Below are 18,730 nucleotides of genomic sequence, written 5' to 3' on the forward strand. Positions count from 1 at the left end.
ATGAAAAATGCAAAACCACTTCTACTTACGGCTGTCGCATTGAGCGTTGCATCTTGGGTTGGCTATAGCTTTTACCAAGCCTATCAACCAAAACCGGTTCGCTTGCAAGGTCAGATTGAATCCCAGCAATACAGTATCTCATCCAAAGTACCGGGAAGAATTGATCAGGTAATGGTGCGCAAAGGCGATCATGTCGAAAAAGGCGAGCTCATCTTTACGCTCCACAGCCCAGAAATTGAAGCAAAGCTAGAACAGGCAAAAGCAGGTGAAAAAGCGGCGGGTGCCCTTGCAATGGAAGCGGAAAAAGGCGCACGCGCTCAGCAAATCCAAGCGGCGAAAGACCAGTGGCAAAAAGCGAAAGCGGCATCAGCTCTGATGGAAAAAACCTTTCTTCGCGTCAACAACCTCTATAAAGAAGGGGTAGTCGCCGAACAAAAACGTGACGAAGCGAAAACCCAATGGGATGCCGCTAAGTACACTGAAAGTGCAGCTTTCCAAATGTACCAAATGGCGCAAGAAGGTGCGCGTAGTGAGACCAAGCTGGCCGCCGCAGAAAAAGCACGAATGGCAGCGGGTGCAGTTGCAGAAGTTGAAGCCTATGCCGAAGACACAACTATCGAAAGCTGGTTCGACGGTGAAGTGTCCCAAGTACTGCTTCAAAGTGGTGAACTTGCTCCTCAGGGCTTTCCTGTTGTGACTGTGATTGATACCGATGATTCTTGGGCAGTCTTGAACGTACGTGAAGATCTGCTCAGTCACTTTGAAAAAGGTCAGACTTTCTCCGCTTTCGTTCCAGCGCTTAACAAACAAATTGAGTTTAAAGTGTCTCACATTGCCGTTATGGGCGATTTTGCAACCTGGCGTTCAACCGATGCAGCTCAGGGCTTTGACCTAAGAACATTTGAGGTAGAAGCAAGGCCAACTCAACCTGTACAGAATCTGCGTATGGGCATGAGCCTAGTTGTTGAACTAAAGGGATAATTAGGTCGCGATATGGTTGATCATAGCGTTTCCCAGTTTTCAATTATCCGACGCGACAAATGGCTATTGTCTAGTTTGACATGGCTACCTGTTATGCTGGCCGTGATGATTTGGGCAATTTTCTCGCAAGGTATCGCGAGAGATTTGCCCATCGGTGTCGTAAATCTAGACTCTGGCAAAATGTCTCAGCAGCTGATTCGGTACTATGACGCAACATCGGCAATGAAGGTCGATAGGCAGTTCACGAGCGCGCTAGAAGCCAAACAAGCCTTAGTTGAAGGTGAAATATACGCTTATGCCGTTATCCCACCTAACTTTGAACAAGATACGTATAAACAGTTAGCGCCTCAGGTGAGTGTTTTTTACAACAGCCAAATGATCTTAGTGGGTAAGTTGATCAACTCTGCCTTTCTTCAAGCTCAAGGAACGTTTAATGCGCAAGTCAGTGCTGTCGGCAATTTGAGTCAAGGTAATGCGACTTTAAGCTCTGCGCTCGGAAAAGCGGTACCGATTCGTACGCAAATCACTCCCCTATTCAATAAGAACTCCAATTACGCGCAGTTCTTAGTTTCAGCGGTGGTCCCCGCGCTTTGGCAGATTGTTGTGGTTGTGACCACCATTCTCGTCTTATCGGCGAATTTACGCGACAGAGGGCTCAATCACTGGCTTGGCAATAACCCTGCTCGAGCAATCTTTCAAACGCTTGCCCCCTACTCTTGGGTGTTCGCTATACAAGGTTTCGCTTTCTTGTGTTGGTTTTACTTAGGGTTTAAGTGGCCGATGAATGGTAGCTTTTTGGTTTTGATCGTCGCGCAATGGATAACCATCATTGCCTGTATGATCATGGGCAGCCTGTTTTTCTTTTTGACTCTCGACGCCGCACGAGCGATGAGTTTCGCTGGCGCATATACCGCTCCAAGCTTTGCTTTTATGGGGATTACCTTCCCTGTTACCGATATGAATAGCCTTGCCCAGGCGTGGCGTAGTTTGTTACCTATCAGCCACTACATAGAAGTACAGGTCAGCCAAGTCAGTTACGGTCAAGCATGGATAGAGTCTTTACACCATCTACTGCCTATGCTTGGTTACCTAGTCCCCGCTTTGTTGGTCATTGGGCTGGCAAAAAAGCACTTAAACAATCAAGAGTCCAAGGTCGTAAGTGAGGCAACACTATGAGTTTCTTTGAATTGGTCAAATCGGAACTTAAAGCACTACTGACCAATCCAGTGGTGGTTCTTACCGTATTTGGCGGCGTGGTGTTTTATTCATTCCTCTATCCTTTACCCTATAGCCACCAAACCCCGCAAGAACAGAAGATCAGTGTGGTTAACTTAGACAGAAGCCAAACAAGCTACCAATTGGAACGTATGGTTGATGCAACGCCACAAGTCAACGTTGTTCAGCGAGATTACACATTGGAAGACGCACACCAAGCTTTTCTCAATGGTGACGTGAGCGGAATACTCGTCATTCCAGAGCACTTTTATAAAGACTTAATGCTAGGGAAAAGCCCGACACTCTCATACGCTGGAGATGCGTCTTACTTTTTAGTGTATGGCACTATAGTGGAAGGTCTTGCACAAGCAGGCGGAACCTTAGCAGCGCAAACTAAAGTGGCTAAACTACTCATTGACGGTCAACCACTATCAAAAGCAGCCGATCAATATGCCGCAACTAAGCTGAATCTAAAACCAACATTTAACCCGCGTATGGGCTATGTGGATTACGTCGTGCCTGCGGTGTTTGTGCTCATTTTGCAACAAACTCTAGCAATGGCAGCAGGGTTAATGGTAGGGACGCAAAAACACGGAACGGGTTACTGGAGCCATACCTCTCCACTAAAACTCATCTCAGTTCGTATGCTGGTTTTAATCGCGGTTTATTACTTATTAAGCATGTACTACTTTGGCGCCAGTTTTTCTATGCATGGCGTTAACCAACTGGCACACGCAACAGAGCTTTTAACCCTGCTACTTCCTTTTTTGATAGCATCATGTGCGCTAGGTATTTGGTTAGGAGCCATCACGCCAAGACGCGAATTAGTGACGTTAGTCGTGTTGGTCAGCTCAATGCCACTAGTCTTTAGCGCGGGCTTTATATGGCCAATTGAAGCGATTCCTGCCCCAATGGTTTGGTTGTCTGAACTCTTTCCAAGCACACCTGCCATTCAAGGGTTCTTGACCTTGAATCAAATGGGCGGCATATGGCAGAACATTTCAGATAACTATACTCAACTTTGGTTGCAAAGTTTGGTTTGGTTCTCTATTGCTCTGTGGAGTTTAAAAAACAGCTTAAAATCAGATAGCTAGATGCCATTTATTTTCAGCTATAGATAGCTCCATTTTTATAAATTGTGCTAATGTGATTACTAAACTGACTAAATAAGTGATTGACTGATGCACGATTTAACCACGACTGCTGTCACCGTATTTATGGGTTTCTTCGCAATGATGAACCCAATCGCTAACACGGCTGTCTTTGTCGGAATGACTGGGCAACAAACCGCAGAGCAACGCAAACAAACGGCGTTCAAAGCTCTGGCAACAGCATTTGCCATTGTTGCTGCGTTTAGTTTTCTTGGTAAAGGGATCTTTGAGGTATTTGGCATAACCCTACCTGCTCTTCGCTTGGCAGGTGGTATTCTCGTCTTTCTTGTCGGCTATCATATGCTGCAAGGCAACTCATCCAAGATGCACAGTCATGACAGCGAAGAGGCGGCTCAAGACGGTGATATTGCCATCTCCCCCCTTGCCCTGCCTATCTTAGCGGGCCCAGGCACCATAGCAACGGCAATGAACTACTCTGCCTCAGGCGATATCTTCAGCATTGTGGTGACAATCGCGGCATTTGCCTTGCTTTGTCTCATCACCTTTGTCTGCTTTTTGTTTGGCCCAAAACTGGTCGATAAACTTGGTGAGAGCGGGATCAATATCGTCACGCGATTAATGGGGCTGATTCTAACGGTAATAGGGATGCAGATGCTGATTCAAGGTGTGCATGACGCTTATATTCTGTTCCAAAAGTAGCCCCTCTTTCTCATGATACGCAAGGTACAGATTGATACCTTGCGTTATCACTCCTGTGACATCACTTTTCCTCCCGTCGTTCCTGCTAAACTTGACCCGTCTATTGGTATAGGGTTTAACTTTAGTGAATCAATCAAGGCTTGGAGTTTCTATGCTTACTGTCACTCAACTTGCTAAACAATTCGGTATTTCACGCACCACTATTTTGTATTACGAGCGAGAAAACCTACTACTGCCATCTCATCGTTCCGATAACGGTTATCGCTGGTATGGTGAAAAACAAGTTGAAAGGCTCGAAGCTATCACTTCTTATCGCTCATATGGTCTTTCAATTGCGAGCATCAAGTCTCTGCTAGATAAGCAAGGGCAATCTCAAACTCAACTGTTAAAAGATCATTTCAGTGACTTGGAGCGAGAAATTCAAGCACTACGCAACCAACAAAAAGCGATTGTCGTATTACTCCAAGAGCCTGAACTACTAAACGAAAACATGGTAGATAAACAACGTTGGGTAGAAATCATGTCCGCGGCTGGGTTCAATGAAGATGACATGCTGAAGTGGCATCAAAAGTTTGAAGAGATGGAGCCGCAAGAGCACCAAAAATTCCTTGAATCTTTAGGCATTAAGCCAGATGAAATCGCCAAGATTCGTGGGTTGTAGTCAATGGCCTATACTTGGTACTACCAATGAACTTCCCCTTTCATTTCACATTAATCTGAACCAATTACTGACGATAACGAAACGTTAACCTCTTGCACGCTAACATTCCGATTCTACTAACATTAAGTTGTCAGCCACAGAAGAAAGAATCATGAACAATAGCAAGCAGCAAGTCAGTCGATTTCTAATGCAAGCAACGCTTGGCGCGGATCAAGCGCTCATTGATCTAGTCTCTAAAATCGGCATAGAGAAATGGCTTCAACGCCAACTGAATACAGAGCTTTCTCGCGATGATACATTTCAAAATGCCACACAAAGCATTTGGCGTGATTTCAGGGCCAAGTTACTCAACACATACGGTCAAAGTGCGATAGACGGCGATGGCAATAACCCTGCACTGCCATACAAATGGTACTTTCGTATGGCGTGGTGGCAGAATGCACTCTCTACTGATTCCCACCTACTTCGTCAGAGAGTTGCCCATGCGCTAAGTGAAATTTTGGTCATATCCGACAACTCCGCTTTAGAACTCGATGCTGTCGGTATGGCAAGCTACTACGACTTACTCTACAAGCATGCGTTTGGTAGTTACGCTGATTTACTCTATGACGTCTCGATGCACCCTTGCATGGGGGTTTATCTCAGTCACATGAACAACCAGAAAGAAGACCCAGAACGAGACATTCACCCTGATGAAAACTACGCTCGCGAGATCATGCAGTTGTTTTCTATCGGCTTGTATCAACTCAATATGGATGGCTCTCACAAAAAAGATGACAAAGGCCAATCTATCCCGACTTACGATAATCGTGACATTAAACAGATGGCGCGCATTTTCACCGGTATCAAAGCAAGCAGCTACCAATTTGAATGGAACAATAGTTTCTGGCAGAACGATTTTAACGGCTATCCAATCAGCTTTGACGACGGCATAGAGAACAACTTTAAGTCGATACCATTTGTAAACATGACTCAACCAATGACCATCGATGAAGCTTTTCACGACAGAGGGAGCAAAGAGCTACTTAACGGGTTTATTCGCCTTAAAGGCCAAACCTCTGGCGAATCCGAGATTCGAACGGTCACAGAAAGACTGACAGCCCACCCAAGTACCGCGCCTTTTATAGCAACCAAGCTGATCAATCAACTCGTTACTTCAAACCCAAGTGCAGAGTATATTGAAGCGGTCGCCAAGGCCTTTGGACCACAAGGCAACCTTAAACAGGCGGTAGAAACGACACTGAGTTTTCCACTCAATCACCCGATTGGCAAAACACGCTTTGTATCGGCGAAAAAGCAAAATGGCAAACTAGTACAGTCGCAAAAGCTTAAATCTCCGGTATTGCGTGTGACTCAATTACTGCGCGCTTTCAATGCCAGCAACCAATCCGGTAAACACTGGTTGATCGGGGATGACATTATCGATCAGCTAGAACAACACCCACTTTCGTCGCCAACGGTGTTTAACTTTTATAAGTCCGACTTTGTGCCACATGGTCCTATTGAAGCTGCCAGACTGGTAGCCCCTGAGTTTGAACTGCACAACACCGCGACTTCGCTGGCTTACGTCAACTATATGTATTACTGGTTGTTTGGTGGATACCTACCCGCCGTCAGCACTGAAATCAGCACTCAACCGGGCATTAATAATATCCCTGAGCTTGATGTCGATGTCCTACAAACCAAAGTCCGTGACAAGCTGACCTTAGGCTTAGCGACATACGTAGAGAAAGCGGAAAACATCAGCAATCATTCAGCTCTCATTGACGAGTTGAGCCTACTGCTTACTGGCAAAGAAAATCTACCTAATAAGCCTCAAATTCTTTCTGCCTTTGCGGCATATAACAACAACCCAGAATGGGTTGTGCAAACCATTATCTTTTTTATCGCTATTTCACCAGAATTCACCGTACAGGAGGCGTAGTCAATGGGTATTTCACGTAGAAACTTTATCAAGTCATCGGCAACGGCGACTGGTCTAATGCTAGCGGGACAAGCACCTGTTTACGCTGCACCGAAAAGTACTAAAGCCATAGAGGGAAACATTAAGCCGAGCAAAAAATCTTTGGTTTTTATCATGCTTGATGGTGGCAATGATTCTTTTAACATGTTGGTTCCCACCTCAGCCCCACATTATCGAGAATACAAGAAAACACGCAGTAATCTGGCCTTAGATAAGTCAAACCTCTTATCGTTAAGCAACTTCAAAACGCCTGATGGAAAACAGTTTGGTATTCATGAAAGCATGGATGAAGTGCAGCAGCTATTTGAGGAAAAGCGCCTTGCGTTTGTCGCCAATACTGCGCCTATGATAGAGCCCGTCACAAAACAGAAGTTTTACAGTAATCAACTCAAGCTGCCACTTGGGCTGATGTCTCACTCAGACCAATTTAAGCACTGGCAAACGGGCAGACCCGGTGAACGTATTAATCGCGGCTGGTTTGGCTACTTTGCAGATTCTATACAGAAGAACAAGACTATTGATGAGATCCCGATGAACATCTCATTGGCAGGCAACAACATAATGCAAAATGGTCATCTTGCCGCTCCTTATTCAATTACTAAATCAGGCAGCGTTGGTTTATACATCAATGAAGAATCGACACCGTTAAATGAACAGTTGGTAGAGCATTTTGTTAAAAGCTTAAATGCTAACTACCCAGGAGATCCTTTCAAAGACAGCTATCTAGCTATTACTCGCGAGTCACAAGCCCAGCATGAGGTGTTTCGTGACGCGGTACAGAACATAAAGATCAACACGCGCTTTTCGGACAGCGACTTATCCCAGCAGCTACGTAAAGTGGCTCAATCAATCAAAGCGGCAGATAAACTGCATCACAAACAGCAGACATTCTTTTTACGCTATATTGGCTGGGATCACCACGATGAGCTACTCGATAACCATGCTCGAATGTTAAAAGTGCTCAGCCAAGCACTCGGTGAATTTCAGCAAAGCTTAGACGAGTTGGGCGTAGCAGATCAGGTTGTCACATTTACCGGATCTGACTTTGGTCGAACCTTAACCTCAAATGGCAACGGTACCGATCATGGCTGGGGCGGAAACACTATTGTTATGGGCAATAGCGTCAATGGCGGTAAAGTCTTTGGTGATTATCCTGCTCTCTCGCTAGGCGATGAAAACCCATTGGATATTGGCGATGGTGTTTTGATACCCACGACGGCAATTGATGAGCTCTATGCAGAATTAGCCGTGTGGTTTGGCGCGACGCGCTCTCAAACTCACGATCTATTTCCAAATCTGAGCAACTTTTCGCCTATAGGTAGCCAACCAAGACTAGCCGGATTGATGAGTAACTAGTCCAAGGTGTACTGGGCGAATTGCAATACATGAATTACTAGCAAGAAACTAAGGGCGTATTTACTTTAAAACACAGTCAATTAGATTGTTCACTTTATCGCTTTGATAATTTAGACTGCTTTGAGATATTGATACATTTAACCCAAGGATTGAACATGAGCTCAAATAATATTCTAAGCCCGACGCTCATTGAGAGTGGCCGTGACATACCATTAAAAGAGCTACTGTTTGCCAAGCGAGTGCTGGACAATTATCTTGCTGTGGCACAGGAAACAAGCCCAATAGAACTGCTAGATGAAATGCGTGACGCAGCCAAAGGTGTCGAGTATTTCAAGACGGATAGTAACCCGTGTGAAGCACGTAACGTGATTAGCGAAATGTTTGCGGCCATAGATGCCAGTAACTCTTTTGACGATTACAAAGTGCTGGCAGGCAAACCACGTCAAGCGCTCAATGAATTGATTGAAGATCGAGCTCAACTGATTAAACATGAGCGCGGCCTTCTACTTGCTGCTGGTTACGATTTCTCTCGCATCTGATAATCGCCTAGCCAATCCTATCGACTTAGGATTGGCTTTCTGAAAGACTCATAACGGTATTCGAGACATTTTCCGCCCCTTTATGGATCTCATCCATAACGGTCGACACTTCAGTAATTTTCGCATTACCTTGCTCCGATATTGAGGATACCTCACTCATCATATCGGTCACTTCGTTAATCAGTCCTTGATTTTCCTCCACCACTTTTACGATCTCATCGGTTGACTCTGAAGTCCGTGAAGCAAGTTGGCGTACCTCGTCAGCAACGACGGCAAAACCACGTCCGTGCTCCCCTGCCCGCGCCGCTTCTATCGCTGCATTGAGTGCTAACAAATTAGTTTGATCAGCAATACCTTGAATCGTAGAAACAATGTTTTGGATGTTTTGCGAACTGGCATTTAGCTGTTGGACTTTTTGCACCGTTTCTTCGGCTTTATGGGAGATGTTTAGAGAGACCTCTACAGAGTCGGCGAGTAACTGCGACCCTTGTTGTGCGATTTGCGCCGTCTCAACAGAAGTTGAGTAAGCCACTTCAGAAGCTTCAGCGATAGCTTGGTTTCGCTCAATACGAGTGGTGATATCACTGGCAAACTTAACTACCTTTACCACTTTTCCTGTTTCGTCTCTGATCGGATTATAAGATGCTTCGATCCAGATACTTGCACCATTAGCGCTTCTACGCTGAAACAAACCAGACTTTATCTGACCATCTTCAAGCTCGCGCCAAAAGTGAGGATTGTCATGGTAGAACTCATCAAAGCAGAACATGCGATGATGTTGTCCCTGAACTTGAGATAGGCTATATCCAAGAGTATTGAGAAAGTTTGGATTCGCAAAAAGAACAGTCCCTTTAGGATCAAATTCAATAATCGCTTGAGACTTGTCTAACGCAGAGAAAAGTGCATCATTCTTCTGGTTTACATAAAACATATCGGTTATGTCAGAAGCAATTTTCGCCACACTCGACACCTTTCCGTCTGAGCCATAAATTGGAAAGTAAGTCGCTTCTAGAATAATAGTTTCACCAAGTTTGTTTTTTCGTTCAAACGTACCTTCCTTGGTCGACCCATTAGCAAGATCTCGCCAAAAACTCTGATAAGCAGCAGAACTTATATAATCATCTGTACAAAAAATCCGATGATGTTTGCCTTTTACTTCCTTTAGAGAATAACCAACCACACTAAGAAACAACGCACTAGCATCTTGGATAGTGCCATCGGGACTAAACTCGATCCACGCCACATGTTTTTTTATCGCAGCGTAAACATGATCCGAATGGTTTGATGTTTTTTCTGGCTGTTTGTTCTTAAAAAACAACATAGATTGACCCTTATCTCAAGAAGCGTAGGTTAACAATCTAATAAGTATAGTCTGCGGAAAACAACTCCTTACTAATACTATGGTTTAATCCATAAATATGCGGCTCTAATTGAAATTAAAAACCTCGCTTTTTCCAAAACTCACCTTCATCTCGCGCATACACGTCAAACATTTTTTCAGCAATCACCTTATCATTCAACGTGATAGTCATGCGCCATTTGCCAATGTTTGATTCAAACCCGTCAACTGGATCAAGTAACTGAATAGTGTCACCTAGATAAAAATCCCAGTCATTACTTCCGACATGCAAGTCGCCACAAAATGGTTCTAAAGTTTGTCCTTTTTTGCCTTTCACTCCTGGGTGGGCAATACAAAACTCTATCACTTCACCCTTGGCTTTCTTGATGTTGACGATGAAACCAAATTCTATTTCTTCATCGGCGGGGACTTTGGTCGTGAACTCTTGAATCTTAGGCAAGTGCTTAGATTTGGAATCCCACTCTTTGTAAATCCCGTAAGAAGTCATCTCTACAACTGGGGAACGCTTTGCCATTCTTGCCACCGTTTTTTCATAGATTTTATCGTTTTCGGCGCTACGCCATGAATATTGCCATAATTGTTATGACATTCGATCACCTCAAACTTAGCTTTAACGCGCTTAGCCAACTTCAGGTAAGGAGCTATTTCCCAGCGTTGAACAAATGTGTTTGAAACAACGACACTATCGCCGTTGAGCAAGGCTTGCTCAGTCATCTGCTGACACCACTGATGAGCCATTACGATTTGCTCCGGCTGATAGACATATTCGCCACAGTCATTGATAAAATACATATCAGCTTCATAGTGTTTGGCATCGATTGTCTTTGCCAATGTGCTTTTACCTGATCCGGGCAACCCTCGAATCAAGGTGAGTTTTAAGGTCATAGTGAATTTAACTAGTGAGTTCGCGCACGAATATTAATATAAATTGGACCAAATTGGCTATCGACATCTCATTCTGATTGGGTTAAGTTTAGAAGTATAGACGTCCATAAATACGCTTAGGGAGTAAGCTGTGCCAATTAAGATCCCCGATCAATTACCCGCATCTGACGTATTACGTACCGAGAATATCTTCATCATGCCTGAGTCTCGTGCGTCAACACAGGAAATTCGTCCGCTTAAGGTGCTGATCCTCAATCTTATGCCTAAGAAAATTGAGACGGAAACCCAGTTCCTTCGTTTGCTATCAAACAGTCCGCTACAGGTAGATATTGAGCTGCTACGCATCGATGATAGACCAAGCAAAAACACGCCTACAGAACACTTAGATAACTTCTATCGCCAGTTTGAAATGGTCAAAGGACGTAACTTTGATGGACTCATCATTACTGGTGCGCCATTAGGCTTAGTCCAATTTGAAGATGTGATCTACTGGGAACACTTGCAAACTATCATGAGTTGGGCAAAGGAACATGTCACTTCAACACTCTATGTTTGTTGGGCAGCCCAAGCAGGCTTGAAGTTACTCTACGATCTGCCTAAACGTACTCGTAAAGATAAGCTGTCTGGGGTATATCACCATAAGATCCACCAGCCTTATCACCCTGTGTTGCGTGGTTTTGATGACACCTTCTTAGCGCCACACTCCCGCTACGCTGATTTCTCTCCAGAGTTCCTTGCCGAACATACTGACTTAGATATTCTTGCAACATCAGACGTCGCAGGTGTGTATCTGGCAGCCACCAAGGATAAGCGAAACGTATTTGTCACCGGTCACCCTGAGTACGATTCTCATACCTTACACAATGAATACATTCGAGACTTAGGTGAAGGCATGGAGCCTGTTATTCCAGTCAATTACTACCCGAATAACAACCCCGATAATAAGCCAACCGCAAGCTGGCGTAGCCACGGGCACTTGCTGTTTTCCAACTGGCTAAATTACTGCGTTTACCAACAAACGCCATACGACTTGGATCACTTCAGCGAAGCCAATTTTACTAAAGACGATTAGTACTTGCTCATTTGCTGAGTTTCAGACAACAGATCTTGGATCTGCTCAGAGATTAGAGGGACATTTTGCCAAAGAATAAAATGGCCCTCTTTTTCTACCTCAATCAACTGCTTTGATGTGCCGGTTAGTTTTTGAATAGCAAATACCGAGTTGTCAGGATCTGCGATGGTATCCTCTTTGCCATGAATGATCGTTACCGGAAGCGTATCCAGTACCCGCCAATCTTTATCACTCAATTCACTTAACTCTTCAGCCAATGGCATCATCTCCCCATTCGACGTCTGCCAATCATTCGGCAAAACCCAATTGATAAGCCACGTATCAGCAATTATGTTGTACCACTTTGGTTCTTCGAGCTTAGGGTCAAAAGCGGGCGCGACCAAAACCATCCCATCAACCCTATCCGGCTGCTGAAGTGCAAGTGCTAAAGCGATAGGCGCTCCGAGCGAATGTCCAACCAATATATTGGATTTATCACTGGCTAGCAGTTCACCAATGGCTTGCGCCTGTTTATCAAGGCTAGAGACCAAATCCGATGTTGATGCGCCATAACCTAAGCGATCAACAGAGATCAGCTCTGCTTGCTCCTGCAGTGATTCGTTGGCGAGGTAATCTGCATACGCGGTATGGCTACCTGGAGAGCCATGAATAAACACCACCCTATGACTCGCAGTAGGGTTTGCTATTCTGACAAAAGCAAGGCCATCTTTTGTTTGCCCTACCTCTGCATTTAACTCTGTTGCAGACGAAGGTTTGACTGCTAAGCCAATGAAAAAACTTATAATAGTTGTTAGAACTGCCGCTTTGTTTCTCACTCTTCACCTCAGTTGATTACACGGTTATCTGCAAAACATGTCGCATACTTTCCTCGTCTCGCTAATCAGACCGGATTAGTTGAGATATACATTCAATCTCATCTTAGAACTTATGTATTCCTATGAGATTAATCATTCTAGTTTCACCCCTAATGTTAACTGGCTGTATGACCTCTACCCAGATTCAAAATTCTGATGCCCAGCAACGTTCAGAAGCCCGCATTGAACTCGGTATCGGGTACATGCAAAAAGGAGACATGCGCAAAGCACGAGAAAACCTAGAACAAGCGCTGAAGCACTCACCTAACTATTATCGAGCACAGCTCTCTATCGCTCACTATTACGAGCAAGTAGGAGAAACACAATCCGCCGAGTCCTTCTACAAACAAGCCTTAAAGCGTCACCCAAGCAACGGAGATGTACTTAACAACTATGGTACATTTTTATGTAAACAAGGCGAGTTCGCTCTTGCGGACAATTACTTTAATCAAGCGATCCAGCAACAGAACTACTATCTAACCTCAACCAGTTACGAAAACGCAGCCCTATGCGCAATGAAAGCACAGCAAACCGATCAAGCTATCAGTTACTTCAAGCGCGCCTTAGACTTTGAACCCGACAGAGTTCGCTCCGCTCTAACACTGGCTGAATTGGAAATTAGAGTAGGTTCATTGGAGAAAGCAAGGTTGAGATTGGTTCGATTCCACCATAAGTTTGGGCTACGTAAACCGTCGCTAAAATTGTTGATCCAACTAGAGCAGAAAGCGGGTAACCCAAATGTGGCAGAGGAGTATAAGCGTCAACTAGACAGCCTCAGCTAACGCTTTGAGTGGTGTTTCTTGCGACGCGCCTTCACCCGTGATGCTCGTTGAATCTTAAGATATTCTTTATAGAGAATGTAAATAAAAGCAGCGATTCCCAACAAGGACAAAAGCGCAAACAGGATTAGAAAACTTTCACAGATCCAAATCGGTTCACAGGGCATATAAATTTCAAACTCCATATGCCCTCCGTTAAATAAGGTTAACTCTTAAGTTTCAGCCACTTTTGGCGTTCAACTTCCGTTTTGAATGTCCAAGCGATAAAACGGCTCACTTTTTGCCCTTGGCTCATTTCAACCACTTTCACCTCTTTAGCACCCGCTTTTTCGAGGTTTTTTCGCATCCATCGCACATTCTCTTTTTTGGAGATAAGCGTAGAGAACCACAGTACCTGCTGCGCAAAGTCACGGCTTTCAAATGCCATGTTTTTTACAAATGCCGCCTCACCACCTGGGCACCAGAGTTCTGCTTTTTGACCACCAAAGTTAAGTATAGGTGACGACTTAGCTTTCATTTGCTCACTAAGCTGACCACGCTTACTTTTACTGGCCGATAAGTTTTTGATCTTTCTCTCTGTTCCCTGCTGCGCTTCTTCAAGCGACTTATGAAAAGGCGGATTACAGGTGGTTACATCATAAAACTCGTTTGGTTTGATGATGTCTTTGAAGAAATGACGGCTATCTTTTTGCAATCGAGCTTCAACGCGCCCACTCAGTACCTTATTCGACTGGGCAATGTGATTAGAATTATCAACTGAAACAGAGTCAACATCTGAACCTACATAATGCCAGCCATATTGGGTCGCACCAACGATAGGGTAAATGCAGTTGGCTCCAAGCCCGATGTCTAATGCACGGACTTGGTTATGTTTCAGGCTTTTGCTTTCTTTGGTTAATATCTCAGCGAGACGATGAATGTAGTCTGCGCGCCCAGGAATAGGTGGGCACAAATAACCTTGTGGAATGTCCCACTCGGTGACTCCGTAGTGGTGAGCAAGTAATGCTTTGTTGAGTAGCTTAACCGCCAAAGGATCGGAAAAGTTAATGCTCGGCTCCCCTTTAGGATTCTTCACTACGTGCTTTTTCAGCTCTGGTAGAGCCGCTGTCAGCTTTGCGAAATCATATCGCCCTTGGTGCAAATTGCGCTTATGCAGACCTTTCTGCCCTTTGATCGTGACGACTTTCATCTCGCTGGTATTTGGCGTGTCTTTTTTATCGGCTTTCTTAGATTGAAATTGTTTATTTGGGCGCGTCATAGTTCTATTTTTGTTTGGCAGTTTCTAGATAGATCATAAACAAGCGAGCATCTAACTCAAGTTGATGATAGTCAGGCTCCATATGGCAGCAGAGCTGATAGAAGGCTTTGTTGTGCTCTTTCTCTTTTAAGTGGGCAAGTTCGTGAACCACTAGCATGCGAAGCAATGGCTCGGGTGCATTCTTAAACACACTGGCAATACGAATCTCATTCTTTGATTTAATTTTGCCGCCATGAACCTTAGCCACATAGGTATGTAGCCCGAGAGCATTGTTGATAAGGTGAATTTTGTTGTCGTAGATGACTTTGCTCAAAGGCGCCGTCTTCTTCATGTAGCGGTTCTTCAGCGCCATTGTATATTCAAACAGCGCTTTCTCACTCTTTATGGTGTGGTTGTCTGGATAACGTTTTTCAAACCACGCCGCCAAGCGCCCCGAATCAACCATTTGAGTAACGGGAGTAACGATATGTTCTGGGTATCCTTGAATATAACGAAGTGCAGGATTCATAGTGACTGTCATGGCGTTGAGCATAAATAAAGGGGCACAAGTCTACTCTATTCGTACTTGCCATTCACGACCTTTTCATTAAACTCTGCGCTTAATAAACGAGTAGGAACGAACCATGAAACGACTTGTACTGTATGTAAAAGACAAATGCCCACACTGCAAAGATGCACAGCGCTACCTTGATTCAAAGGGCTATCAGTACCGATTAACCAACGCCAAGATGCAGCGTGGCCGTAAAGAGTTAGACGCAATTGGTGCTCGTTCGCTACCCGTACTTAAGATTGGCGATCGCTATATGATTGGCTGGAACGCAAGTAACTTTGAGAAAATGTACAAGTCAAAGGGTTAGTAAAACAGCTTACTAACGAAGTGCGGATTATCGGTGAGCACTTCTAACTCGGATAGATCATCGAGCACAACTAGGTGCTCGATTCCACTCATGCACACCTTGATACACTCTTGCTTCTCTTCATTGCGAGCCGTATCTAATGCTTCACCTTCAACGTAAACACCAGATTTGAGATGCAGCCTTACCGGATAACGGTACATGCACACAATTTCGATATAATCGTAGTCGTTACAGCTAATCATAATCTCCCTCAAATCCTTGTTCTAACGCTATACATGCTCTCACGCTATGAATGCACGGCCTCTATCTTGTTGCCATCAAGATCACGTACAAACGCTGCGTAGTAGCTCTCACCATACTCAGGCCTTAACCCCGGCTGTCCTTCACAGCGAGCGCCTTGTGCCAGAGCCACACGATAAAACTCGTCAACAGACGTTTGGTCAGGCGCATTAAAAGCGATATGCGTTCCGTTACCCGCATTCGCTCTGTTTTCACTGGGCAATCCAACCCAAAACTCGAAATTGTCGCCATATGCGGCAGCAACGTCTTCGATATAATGCGCCCTTTTTATACCCAATGTGGCGAACACCTTGTCATAAAATTCTACGGCTAACTTAACATTAGACGTGCCAACAGAAACATGGTTCAACAGCATTTAGACTTCCTTATATAACAGTCAGTTAAAGTTAAAGATTGGAGCGAACATGAGGCTTATAGCAGCCCGCCTCCTGATCATAAACAAACTCAACTTCATTCCTAATGCTCTCAAGCTTATCTTTATGATAATGCGACACATAGAGCAGTTGGCTAAGGTTTTCTTGCGCTATCAGTTCTAAGGTGTTTTTAACTAACCTTCTGCCCAGATAATCTAGCCCTTGATATGGCTCATCCAAAATGAGCAAAGCAGGTTGTTTCACAATCGCTCTGGCAATCAAAAGCAGTCTCTGTTGACCGTATTCCAGTTGTCTAAACGAGGTGTTGGCATACTCACTCATGTGAAGTATCTCCAACCATTCTCGCGCCACTTGAATCTCTTTTTTACTTGGCTGTTGATATAGACCGATCGAATCGTAAAAACCTGACAAAATAACTTCAATAGCTTTGCAACTCACTCGATATTGAAGATGCAGCGCCGAAGAAACCATACCGATGTTCTTTTTAATTTCCCAAATCGACTCACCTGATCCTCGCTGATTACCGAAGATTTGAATATCGTTGGAATAACATTGCGGATGGTCGCCGAATATTAGACCTAACAGAGTACTTTTTCCGCACCCGTTCGGGCCTTTGATTTGCCAATGTTGGCCGTTATCGATTCGCCAGTTTAAGTCGGTAAAGATGGTCTTCTCGGTATAAGCGACCTTCCCATTACGTATCTCGAATACTGGGTTGTCAAAGTGGTGCTCGTGTTGATACCTATGAATCAAATCCAGCATCTGCTCACTTTGTTGTTGGGATTGAGCTTTAATCTGGCTAATAACCGGGTGAGCTTCCCATTCACTTCTACCCATAACACTTTCGAGCTTACCGTGGTTAAACAGTGCGATTTGTTCAATCCAGTCAGGTATATCTTCCTCGCGATTGAAGGTCACTACCATCTGCGTTGATTTGGCGAGTTGGGTTAAATAATTGGCCAGCGAAGCGCGATGAGCGATATCTAGCCCAGTGAAAGGGTTATCAAGAACAATCAGTTCCGGCTCAGTGGCGAGTGCTCGGGCGAGCATGACGCGACGAGTTTCCCCCGTGGAAAGAACTCGAAACCCACTCTGCGCAAGGTGTGACAGATCCAAATCGACAATCAGTTGCTCAGTAAGTGAATCAGATTGGCATTGCTCAAAAATCAGTGAATATACGCTTGTGCCTTTATCGACTTTGTCTAGAAAATCGGTGTCATCTTTGGCAATTTCTTCTTCAAGCAGTCTCTGCTGCTCAACTAAAGAGACTTGAGCAATCTTGCCAAAGCCCATTTCCAACGACTCTGAAGAGACTTCATATTCTCCACAGAATAAGCACCCTAACGCCGAACCAATATCCCCTTCGGTACTAAATACCCCCCAAGATTGCCCTTCAGCAATTTTCCATTGAGCAATTGCCAATTGGTTCGTGCCAGATTCAATATCGAGGTTGTTGATGCTTATTTGCATAGAATGGTTTCCCTACCCTTCAGTCTAAGTTTATTGAGTAGATCCAAACTACTCCAACTCATGCCCTAGCGCGATAGAGAAACAATAAAATGTGATATTTGCAGAGACTTAGTCACGCTAGGCGTATTGCTTCACAAACTCGATGAAGGTTTTATCGGCTATTGATAGGTATCCATCTTTTCGCCACGCTAACGCCAAATCAAGCCGAACCCTGTCATGAAAAGGGACAGCGATGACATCTTTCTCATGTTGCGTCACTAGTTCCAGTAATGCAGTGATGGCAAACTCATGTTTGACGATACTCAGAATCATAGGCAACAAGTTAGTTTCAAACGAAAACTTCATCTCTTTACAGCATTGGGTCGCTTGGTTTTCAATAAAGTCTCGATGGAAGTAACCAGGCTTGAACATCACCAATTCATGGTCAAAAAACTCTTCAAAGCTGATTGATTCCCGCTTAGCAAACTCATGCTCTTTAGACACCACCGCCACCATTTCTGACTGGAGTAGATGGTCAGTTTCCAGATCATCAGGTACATTTTCATCGTTGATGACACCAATATCCAGTTCACCATCGAGCAGCATCTGTCGAATTGAACGTGTACCAGCATCAACAAGAGTGAGCTTGAGATTTGGATAACGGCTCTTAAACGCCATCAAGACTTCCGGGAAGAAGTACGAGCCCATCATGCTAGGAGCACCGAGCCTAACTTCTCCTTTCTCAAGGCCCTTTAACTCATTAATGGCTAACTGCGCATCATCGAGCTGCTGAAGAACCCGCTTTGCATGGTCGTACAAAACAGCGCCTTCATCCGTCAATGAGACTTTTCTATCTTCTCGTCGAAACAGCTCTACGCCCAAGCTCTGTTCTAGCTTCTTAATTGAAATACTCAGTGCTGGTTGAGCGATGTGTAGTGCTTTTGCTGCATGAGTAAAATTTTCGTGGTCGGCAACGGCTACAAAATGTTTGAGATGTTTCGAGTCCAATCAAATCA

General features: G+C 44.5%; 22 protein-coding genes. 11 read left to right on the forward strand and 11 right to left on the reverse strand.

What is annotated here, in order from left to right:
- The 8 genes from AC5O63_RS11295 to AC5O63_RS11330 all read left to right on the forward strand — a co-directional run bounded on the left by AC5O63_RS11295 (position 1) and on the right by AC5O63_RS11330 (position 8,526).
- The gene (locus AC5O63_RS11295) at positions 1–981 is read left to right on the forward strand and encodes an HlyD family secretion protein (RefSeq protein ID WP_494505045.1); all 981 of its coding nucleotides are present in this window, start codon (positions 1–3) and stop codon (positions 979–981) included.
- 12 nt (positions 982–993) lie between these two features.
- Positions 994–2,157: an ABC transporter permease gene (locus AC5O63_RS11300; protein ID WP_494505046.1), complete on the forward strand. Its 1,164-nt coding sequence runs from the start codon at positions 994–996 to the stop codon at positions 2,155–2,157.
- Entirely contained in the window at positions 2,154–3,290 is a 1,137-nt protein-coding gene (locus tag AC5O63_RS11305) for an ABC transporter permease (RefSeq protein WP_494505047.1), read from the forward strand. The genes AC5O63_RS11300 and AC5O63_RS11305 overlap by 4 nt, the downstream gene beginning before the upstream one ends.
- An 87-nt stretch (positions 3,291–3,377) precedes the next feature.
- On the forward strand, positions 3,378–4,007 hold the full coding sequence (locus AC5O63_RS11310) for a MarC family protein (RefSeq protein WP_004748373.1): 630 nt from the start codon (positions 3,378–3,380) through the stop codon (positions 4,005–4,007).
- A gap of 151 nt (positions 4,008–4,158) precedes the next feature.
- Entirely contained in the window at positions 4,159–4,668 is a 510-nt protein-coding gene (locus AC5O63_RS11315; RefSeq protein ID WP_494505048.1) for a MerR family transcriptional regulator, read from the forward strand.
- Positions 4,669–4,819: 151 nt separating this feature from the next.
- Positions 4,820–6,592, forward strand: a complete 1,773-nt coding sequence (locus AC5O63_RS11320) for a DUF1800 domain-containing protein (RefSeq protein WP_494505049.1) — start codon at positions 4,820–4,822, stop codon at positions 6,590–6,592.
- A 3-nt stretch (positions 6,593–6,595) separates the two neighbouring features.
- Positions 6,596–7,987, forward strand: a complete 1,392-nt coding sequence (locus AC5O63_RS11325) for a DUF1501 domain-containing protein (protein WP_494505050.1) — start codon at positions 6,596–6,598, stop codon at positions 7,985–7,987.
- 155 nt (positions 7,988–8,142) lie between these two features.
- The gene (locus AC5O63_RS11330) at positions 8,143–8,526 is read left to right on the forward strand and encodes a hypothetical protein (RefSeq protein ID WP_272786987.1); all 384 of its coding nucleotides are present in this window, start codon (positions 8,143–8,145) and stop codon (positions 8,524–8,526) included.
- Between the two features lie 25 nt (positions 8,527–8,551).
- On the opposite strand, the gene AC5O63_RS11335 is transcribed toward AC5O63_RS11330, so the two are convergent.
- From AC5O63_RS11335 to AC5O63_RS11345, 3 genes are all read right to left on the reverse strand, one after another.
- Entirely contained in the window at positions 8,552–9,847 is a 1,296-nt protein-coding gene (locus AC5O63_RS11335; protein ID WP_494505051.1) for a methyl-accepting chemotaxis protein, read from the reverse strand.
- Positions 9,848–9,962: 115 nt separating this feature from the next.
- The gene (locus AC5O63_RS11340) at positions 9,963–10,400 is read right to left on the reverse strand and encodes a DUF3859 domain-containing protein (protein WP_494505052.1); all 438 of its coding nucleotides are present in this window, start codon (positions 10,398–10,400) and stop codon (positions 9,963–9,965) included.
- A complete protein-coding gene (locus AC5O63_RS11345) occupies positions 10,376–10,771 on the reverse strand; it encodes an ATP-binding protein (protein ID WP_494505053.1) in 396 nt (131 codons plus the stop codon). The genes AC5O63_RS11340 and AC5O63_RS11345 overlap by 25 nt, the downstream gene beginning before the upstream one ends.
- A gap of 130 nt (positions 10,772–10,901) precedes the next feature.
- On the opposite strand from AC5O63_RS11345, the gene metA reads away from it, so the two are divergent.
- Complete coding sequence (gene metA, locus AC5O63_RS11350; protein WP_004748359.1) at positions 10,902–11,843, forward strand: homoserine O-acetyltransferase MetA; 942 nt, start codon at positions 10,902–10,904, stop codon at positions 11,841–11,843.
- Here the strand turns inward: metA and AC5O63_RS11355 are convergent.
- Positions 11,840–12,658, reverse strand: a complete 819-nt coding sequence (locus tag AC5O63_RS11355) for an alpha/beta fold hydrolase (RefSeq protein WP_494505054.1) — start codon at positions 12,656–12,658, stop codon at positions 11,840–11,842. The two genes, metA and AC5O63_RS11355, sit on opposite strands and share 4 nt — an antisense overlap.
- 122 nt (positions 12,659–12,780) lie before the next feature.
- On the opposite strand from AC5O63_RS11355, the gene pilW reads away from it, so the two are divergent.
- The gene (pilW, locus tag AC5O63_RS11360; protein WP_494505055.1) at positions 12,781–13,479 is read left to right on the forward strand and encodes a type IV pilus biogenesis/stability protein PilW; all 699 of its coding nucleotides are present in this window, start codon (positions 12,781–12,783) and stop codon (positions 13,477–13,479) included.
- On the opposite strand, the gene AC5O63_RS11365 is transcribed toward pilW, so the two are convergent.
- Genes AC5O63_RS11365 through AC5O63_RS11375 form a run of 3 tightly spaced genes read right to left on the reverse strand, consistent with a single transcriptional unit; the run spans position 13,476 to position 15,242 of the window.
- Positions 13,476–13,661, reverse strand: coding sequence for a hypothetical protein (locus tag AC5O63_RS11365; RefSeq protein ID WP_494505056.1), 186 nt, complete (start codon positions 13,659–13,661; stop codon positions 13,476–13,478). The two genes, pilW and AC5O63_RS11365, sit on opposite strands and share 4 nt — an antisense overlap.
- Positions 13,662–13,681: 20 nt before the next feature.
- A complete protein-coding gene (rlmF, locus tag AC5O63_RS11370; RefSeq protein WP_494505057.1) occupies positions 13,682–14,734 on the reverse strand; it encodes a 23S rRNA (adenine(1618)-N(6))-methyltransferase RlmF in 1,053 nt (350 codons plus the stop codon).
- 4 nt (positions 14,735–14,738) lie between these two features.
- Positions 14,739–15,242: a M48 metallopeptidase family protein gene (locus AC5O63_RS11375; RefSeq protein ID WP_171324051.1), complete on the reverse strand. Its 504-nt coding sequence runs from the start codon at positions 15,240–15,242 to the stop codon at positions 14,739–14,741.
- Positions 15,243–15,357: 115 nt separating this feature from the next.
- Between AC5O63_RS11375 and AC5O63_RS11380 the strand changes: the two genes are divergently transcribed.
- Positions 15,358–15,591 carry a glutaredoxin family protein gene (locus AC5O63_RS11380; protein WP_004748350.1) on the forward strand — a complete coding sequence of 78 codons (234 nt, stop codon included), beginning with the start codon at positions 15,358–15,360 and terminating at the stop codon, positions 15,589–15,591.
- Here the strand turns inward: AC5O63_RS11380 and AC5O63_RS11385 are convergent.
- From AC5O63_RS11385 to AC5O63_RS11400, 4 genes are all read right to left on the reverse strand, one after another.
- On the reverse strand, positions 15,588–15,833 hold the full coding sequence (locus tag AC5O63_RS11385) for a Rho-binding antiterminator (protein ID WP_171324053.1): 246 nt from the start codon (positions 15,831–15,833) through the stop codon (positions 15,588–15,590). The two genes, AC5O63_RS11380 and AC5O63_RS11385, sit on opposite strands and share 4 nt — an antisense overlap.
- A gap of 44 nt (positions 15,834–15,877) precedes the next feature.
- Positions 15,878–16,246 carry a VOC family protein gene (locus AC5O63_RS11390; protein ID WP_494505058.1) on the reverse strand — a complete coding sequence of 123 codons (369 nt, stop codon included), beginning with the start codon at positions 16,244–16,246 and terminating at the stop codon, positions 15,878–15,880.
- 31 nt (positions 16,247–16,277) lie between these two features.
- On the reverse strand, positions 16,278–17,735 hold the full coding sequence (modF, locus tag AC5O63_RS11395) for a molybdate ABC transporter ATP-binding protein ModF (protein ID WP_494505059.1): 1,458 nt from the start codon (positions 17,733–17,735) through the stop codon (positions 16,278–16,280).
- A 117-nt stretch (positions 17,736–17,852) separates the two neighbouring features.
- The gene (locus tag AC5O63_RS11400) at positions 17,853–18,722 is read right to left on the reverse strand and encodes a LysR family transcriptional regulator (protein WP_494505060.1); all 870 of its coding nucleotides are present in this window, start codon (positions 18,720–18,722) and stop codon (positions 17,853–17,855) included.
- Positions 18,723–18,730 lie beyond the last annotated feature (8 nt).

The sequence above is a fragment of the Vibrio sp. SCP2 genome (genome assembly GCF_059295395.1).

Excerpts from the sequence above, each read along its gene's own strand:
- AC5O63_RS11295 (WP_494505045.1), top strand. The coding sequence starts at position 1 with ATGAAAAATGCAAAACCACTTCTACTTACGGCTGTCGCATTGAGCGTT.
- AC5O63_RS11300 (WP_494505046.1), top strand. The coding sequence starts at position 994 with ATGGTTGATCATAGCGTTTCCCAGTTTTCAATTATCCGACGCGACAAA.
- AC5O63_RS11305 (WP_494505047.1), top strand. The coding sequence starts at position 2,154 with ATGAGTTTCTTTGAATTGGTCAAATCGGAACTTAAAGCACTACTGACC.
- AC5O63_RS11310 (WP_004748373.1), top strand. The coding sequence starts at position 3,378 with ATGCACGATTTAACCACGACTGCTGTCACCGTATTTATGGGTTTCTTC.
- AC5O63_RS11315 (WP_494505048.1), top strand. The coding sequence starts at position 4,159 with ATGCTTACTGTCACTCAACTTGCTAAACAATTCGGTATTTCACGCACC.
- AC5O63_RS11320 (WP_494505049.1), top strand. The coding sequence starts at position 4,820 with ATGAACAATAGCAAGCAGCAAGTCAGTCGATTTCTAATGCAAGCAACG.
- AC5O63_RS11325 (WP_494505050.1), top strand. The coding sequence starts at position 6,596 with ATGGGTATTTCACGTAGAAACTTTATCAAGTCATCGGCAACGGCGACT.
- AC5O63_RS11330 (WP_272786987.1), top strand. The coding sequence starts at position 8,143 with ATGAGCTCAAATAATATTCTAAGCCCGACGCTCATTGAGAGTGGCCGT.
- AC5O63_RS11335 (WP_494505051.1), bottom strand. The coding sequence starts at position 9,847 with ATGTTGTTTTTTAAGAACAAACAGCCAGAAAAAACATCAAACCATTCG.
- AC5O63_RS11340 (WP_494505052.1), bottom strand. The coding sequence starts at position 10,400 with ATGGCAAAGCGTTCCCCAGTTGTAGAGATGACTTCTTACGGGATTTAC.
- AC5O63_RS11345 (WP_494505053.1), bottom strand. The coding sequence starts at position 10,771 with ATGACCTTAAAACTCACCTTGATTCGAGGGTTGCCCGGATCAGGTAAA.
- pilW (WP_494505055.1), top strand. The coding sequence starts at position 12,781 with ATGAGATTAATCATTCTAGTTTCACCCCTAATGTTAACTGGCTGTATG.
- AC5O63_RS11365 (WP_494505056.1), bottom strand. The coding sequence starts at position 13,661 with ATGGAGTTTGAAATTTATATGCCCTGTGAACCGATTTGGATCTGTGAA.
- rlmF (WP_494505057.1), bottom strand. The coding sequence starts at position 14,734 with ATGACGCGCCCAAATAAACAATTTCAATCTAAGAAAGCCGATAAAAAA.
- AC5O63_RS11375 (WP_171324051.1), bottom strand. The coding sequence starts at position 15,242 with ATGAATCCTGCACTTCGTTATATTCAAGGATACCCAGAACATATCGTT.
- AC5O63_RS11380 (WP_004748350.1), top strand. The coding sequence starts at position 15,358 with ATGAAACGACTTGTACTGTATGTAAAAGACAAATGCCCACACTGCAAA.
- AC5O63_RS11385 (WP_171324053.1), bottom strand. The coding sequence starts at position 15,833 with ATGATTAGCTGTAACGACTACGATTATATCGAAATTGTGTGCATGTAC.
- AC5O63_RS11390 (WP_494505058.1), bottom strand. The coding sequence starts at position 16,246 with ATGCTGTTGAACCATGTTTCTGTTGGCACGTCTAATGTTAAGTTAGCC.
- modF (WP_494505059.1), bottom strand. The coding sequence starts at position 17,735 with ATGCAAATAAGCATCAACAACCTCGATATTGAATCTGGCACGAACCAA.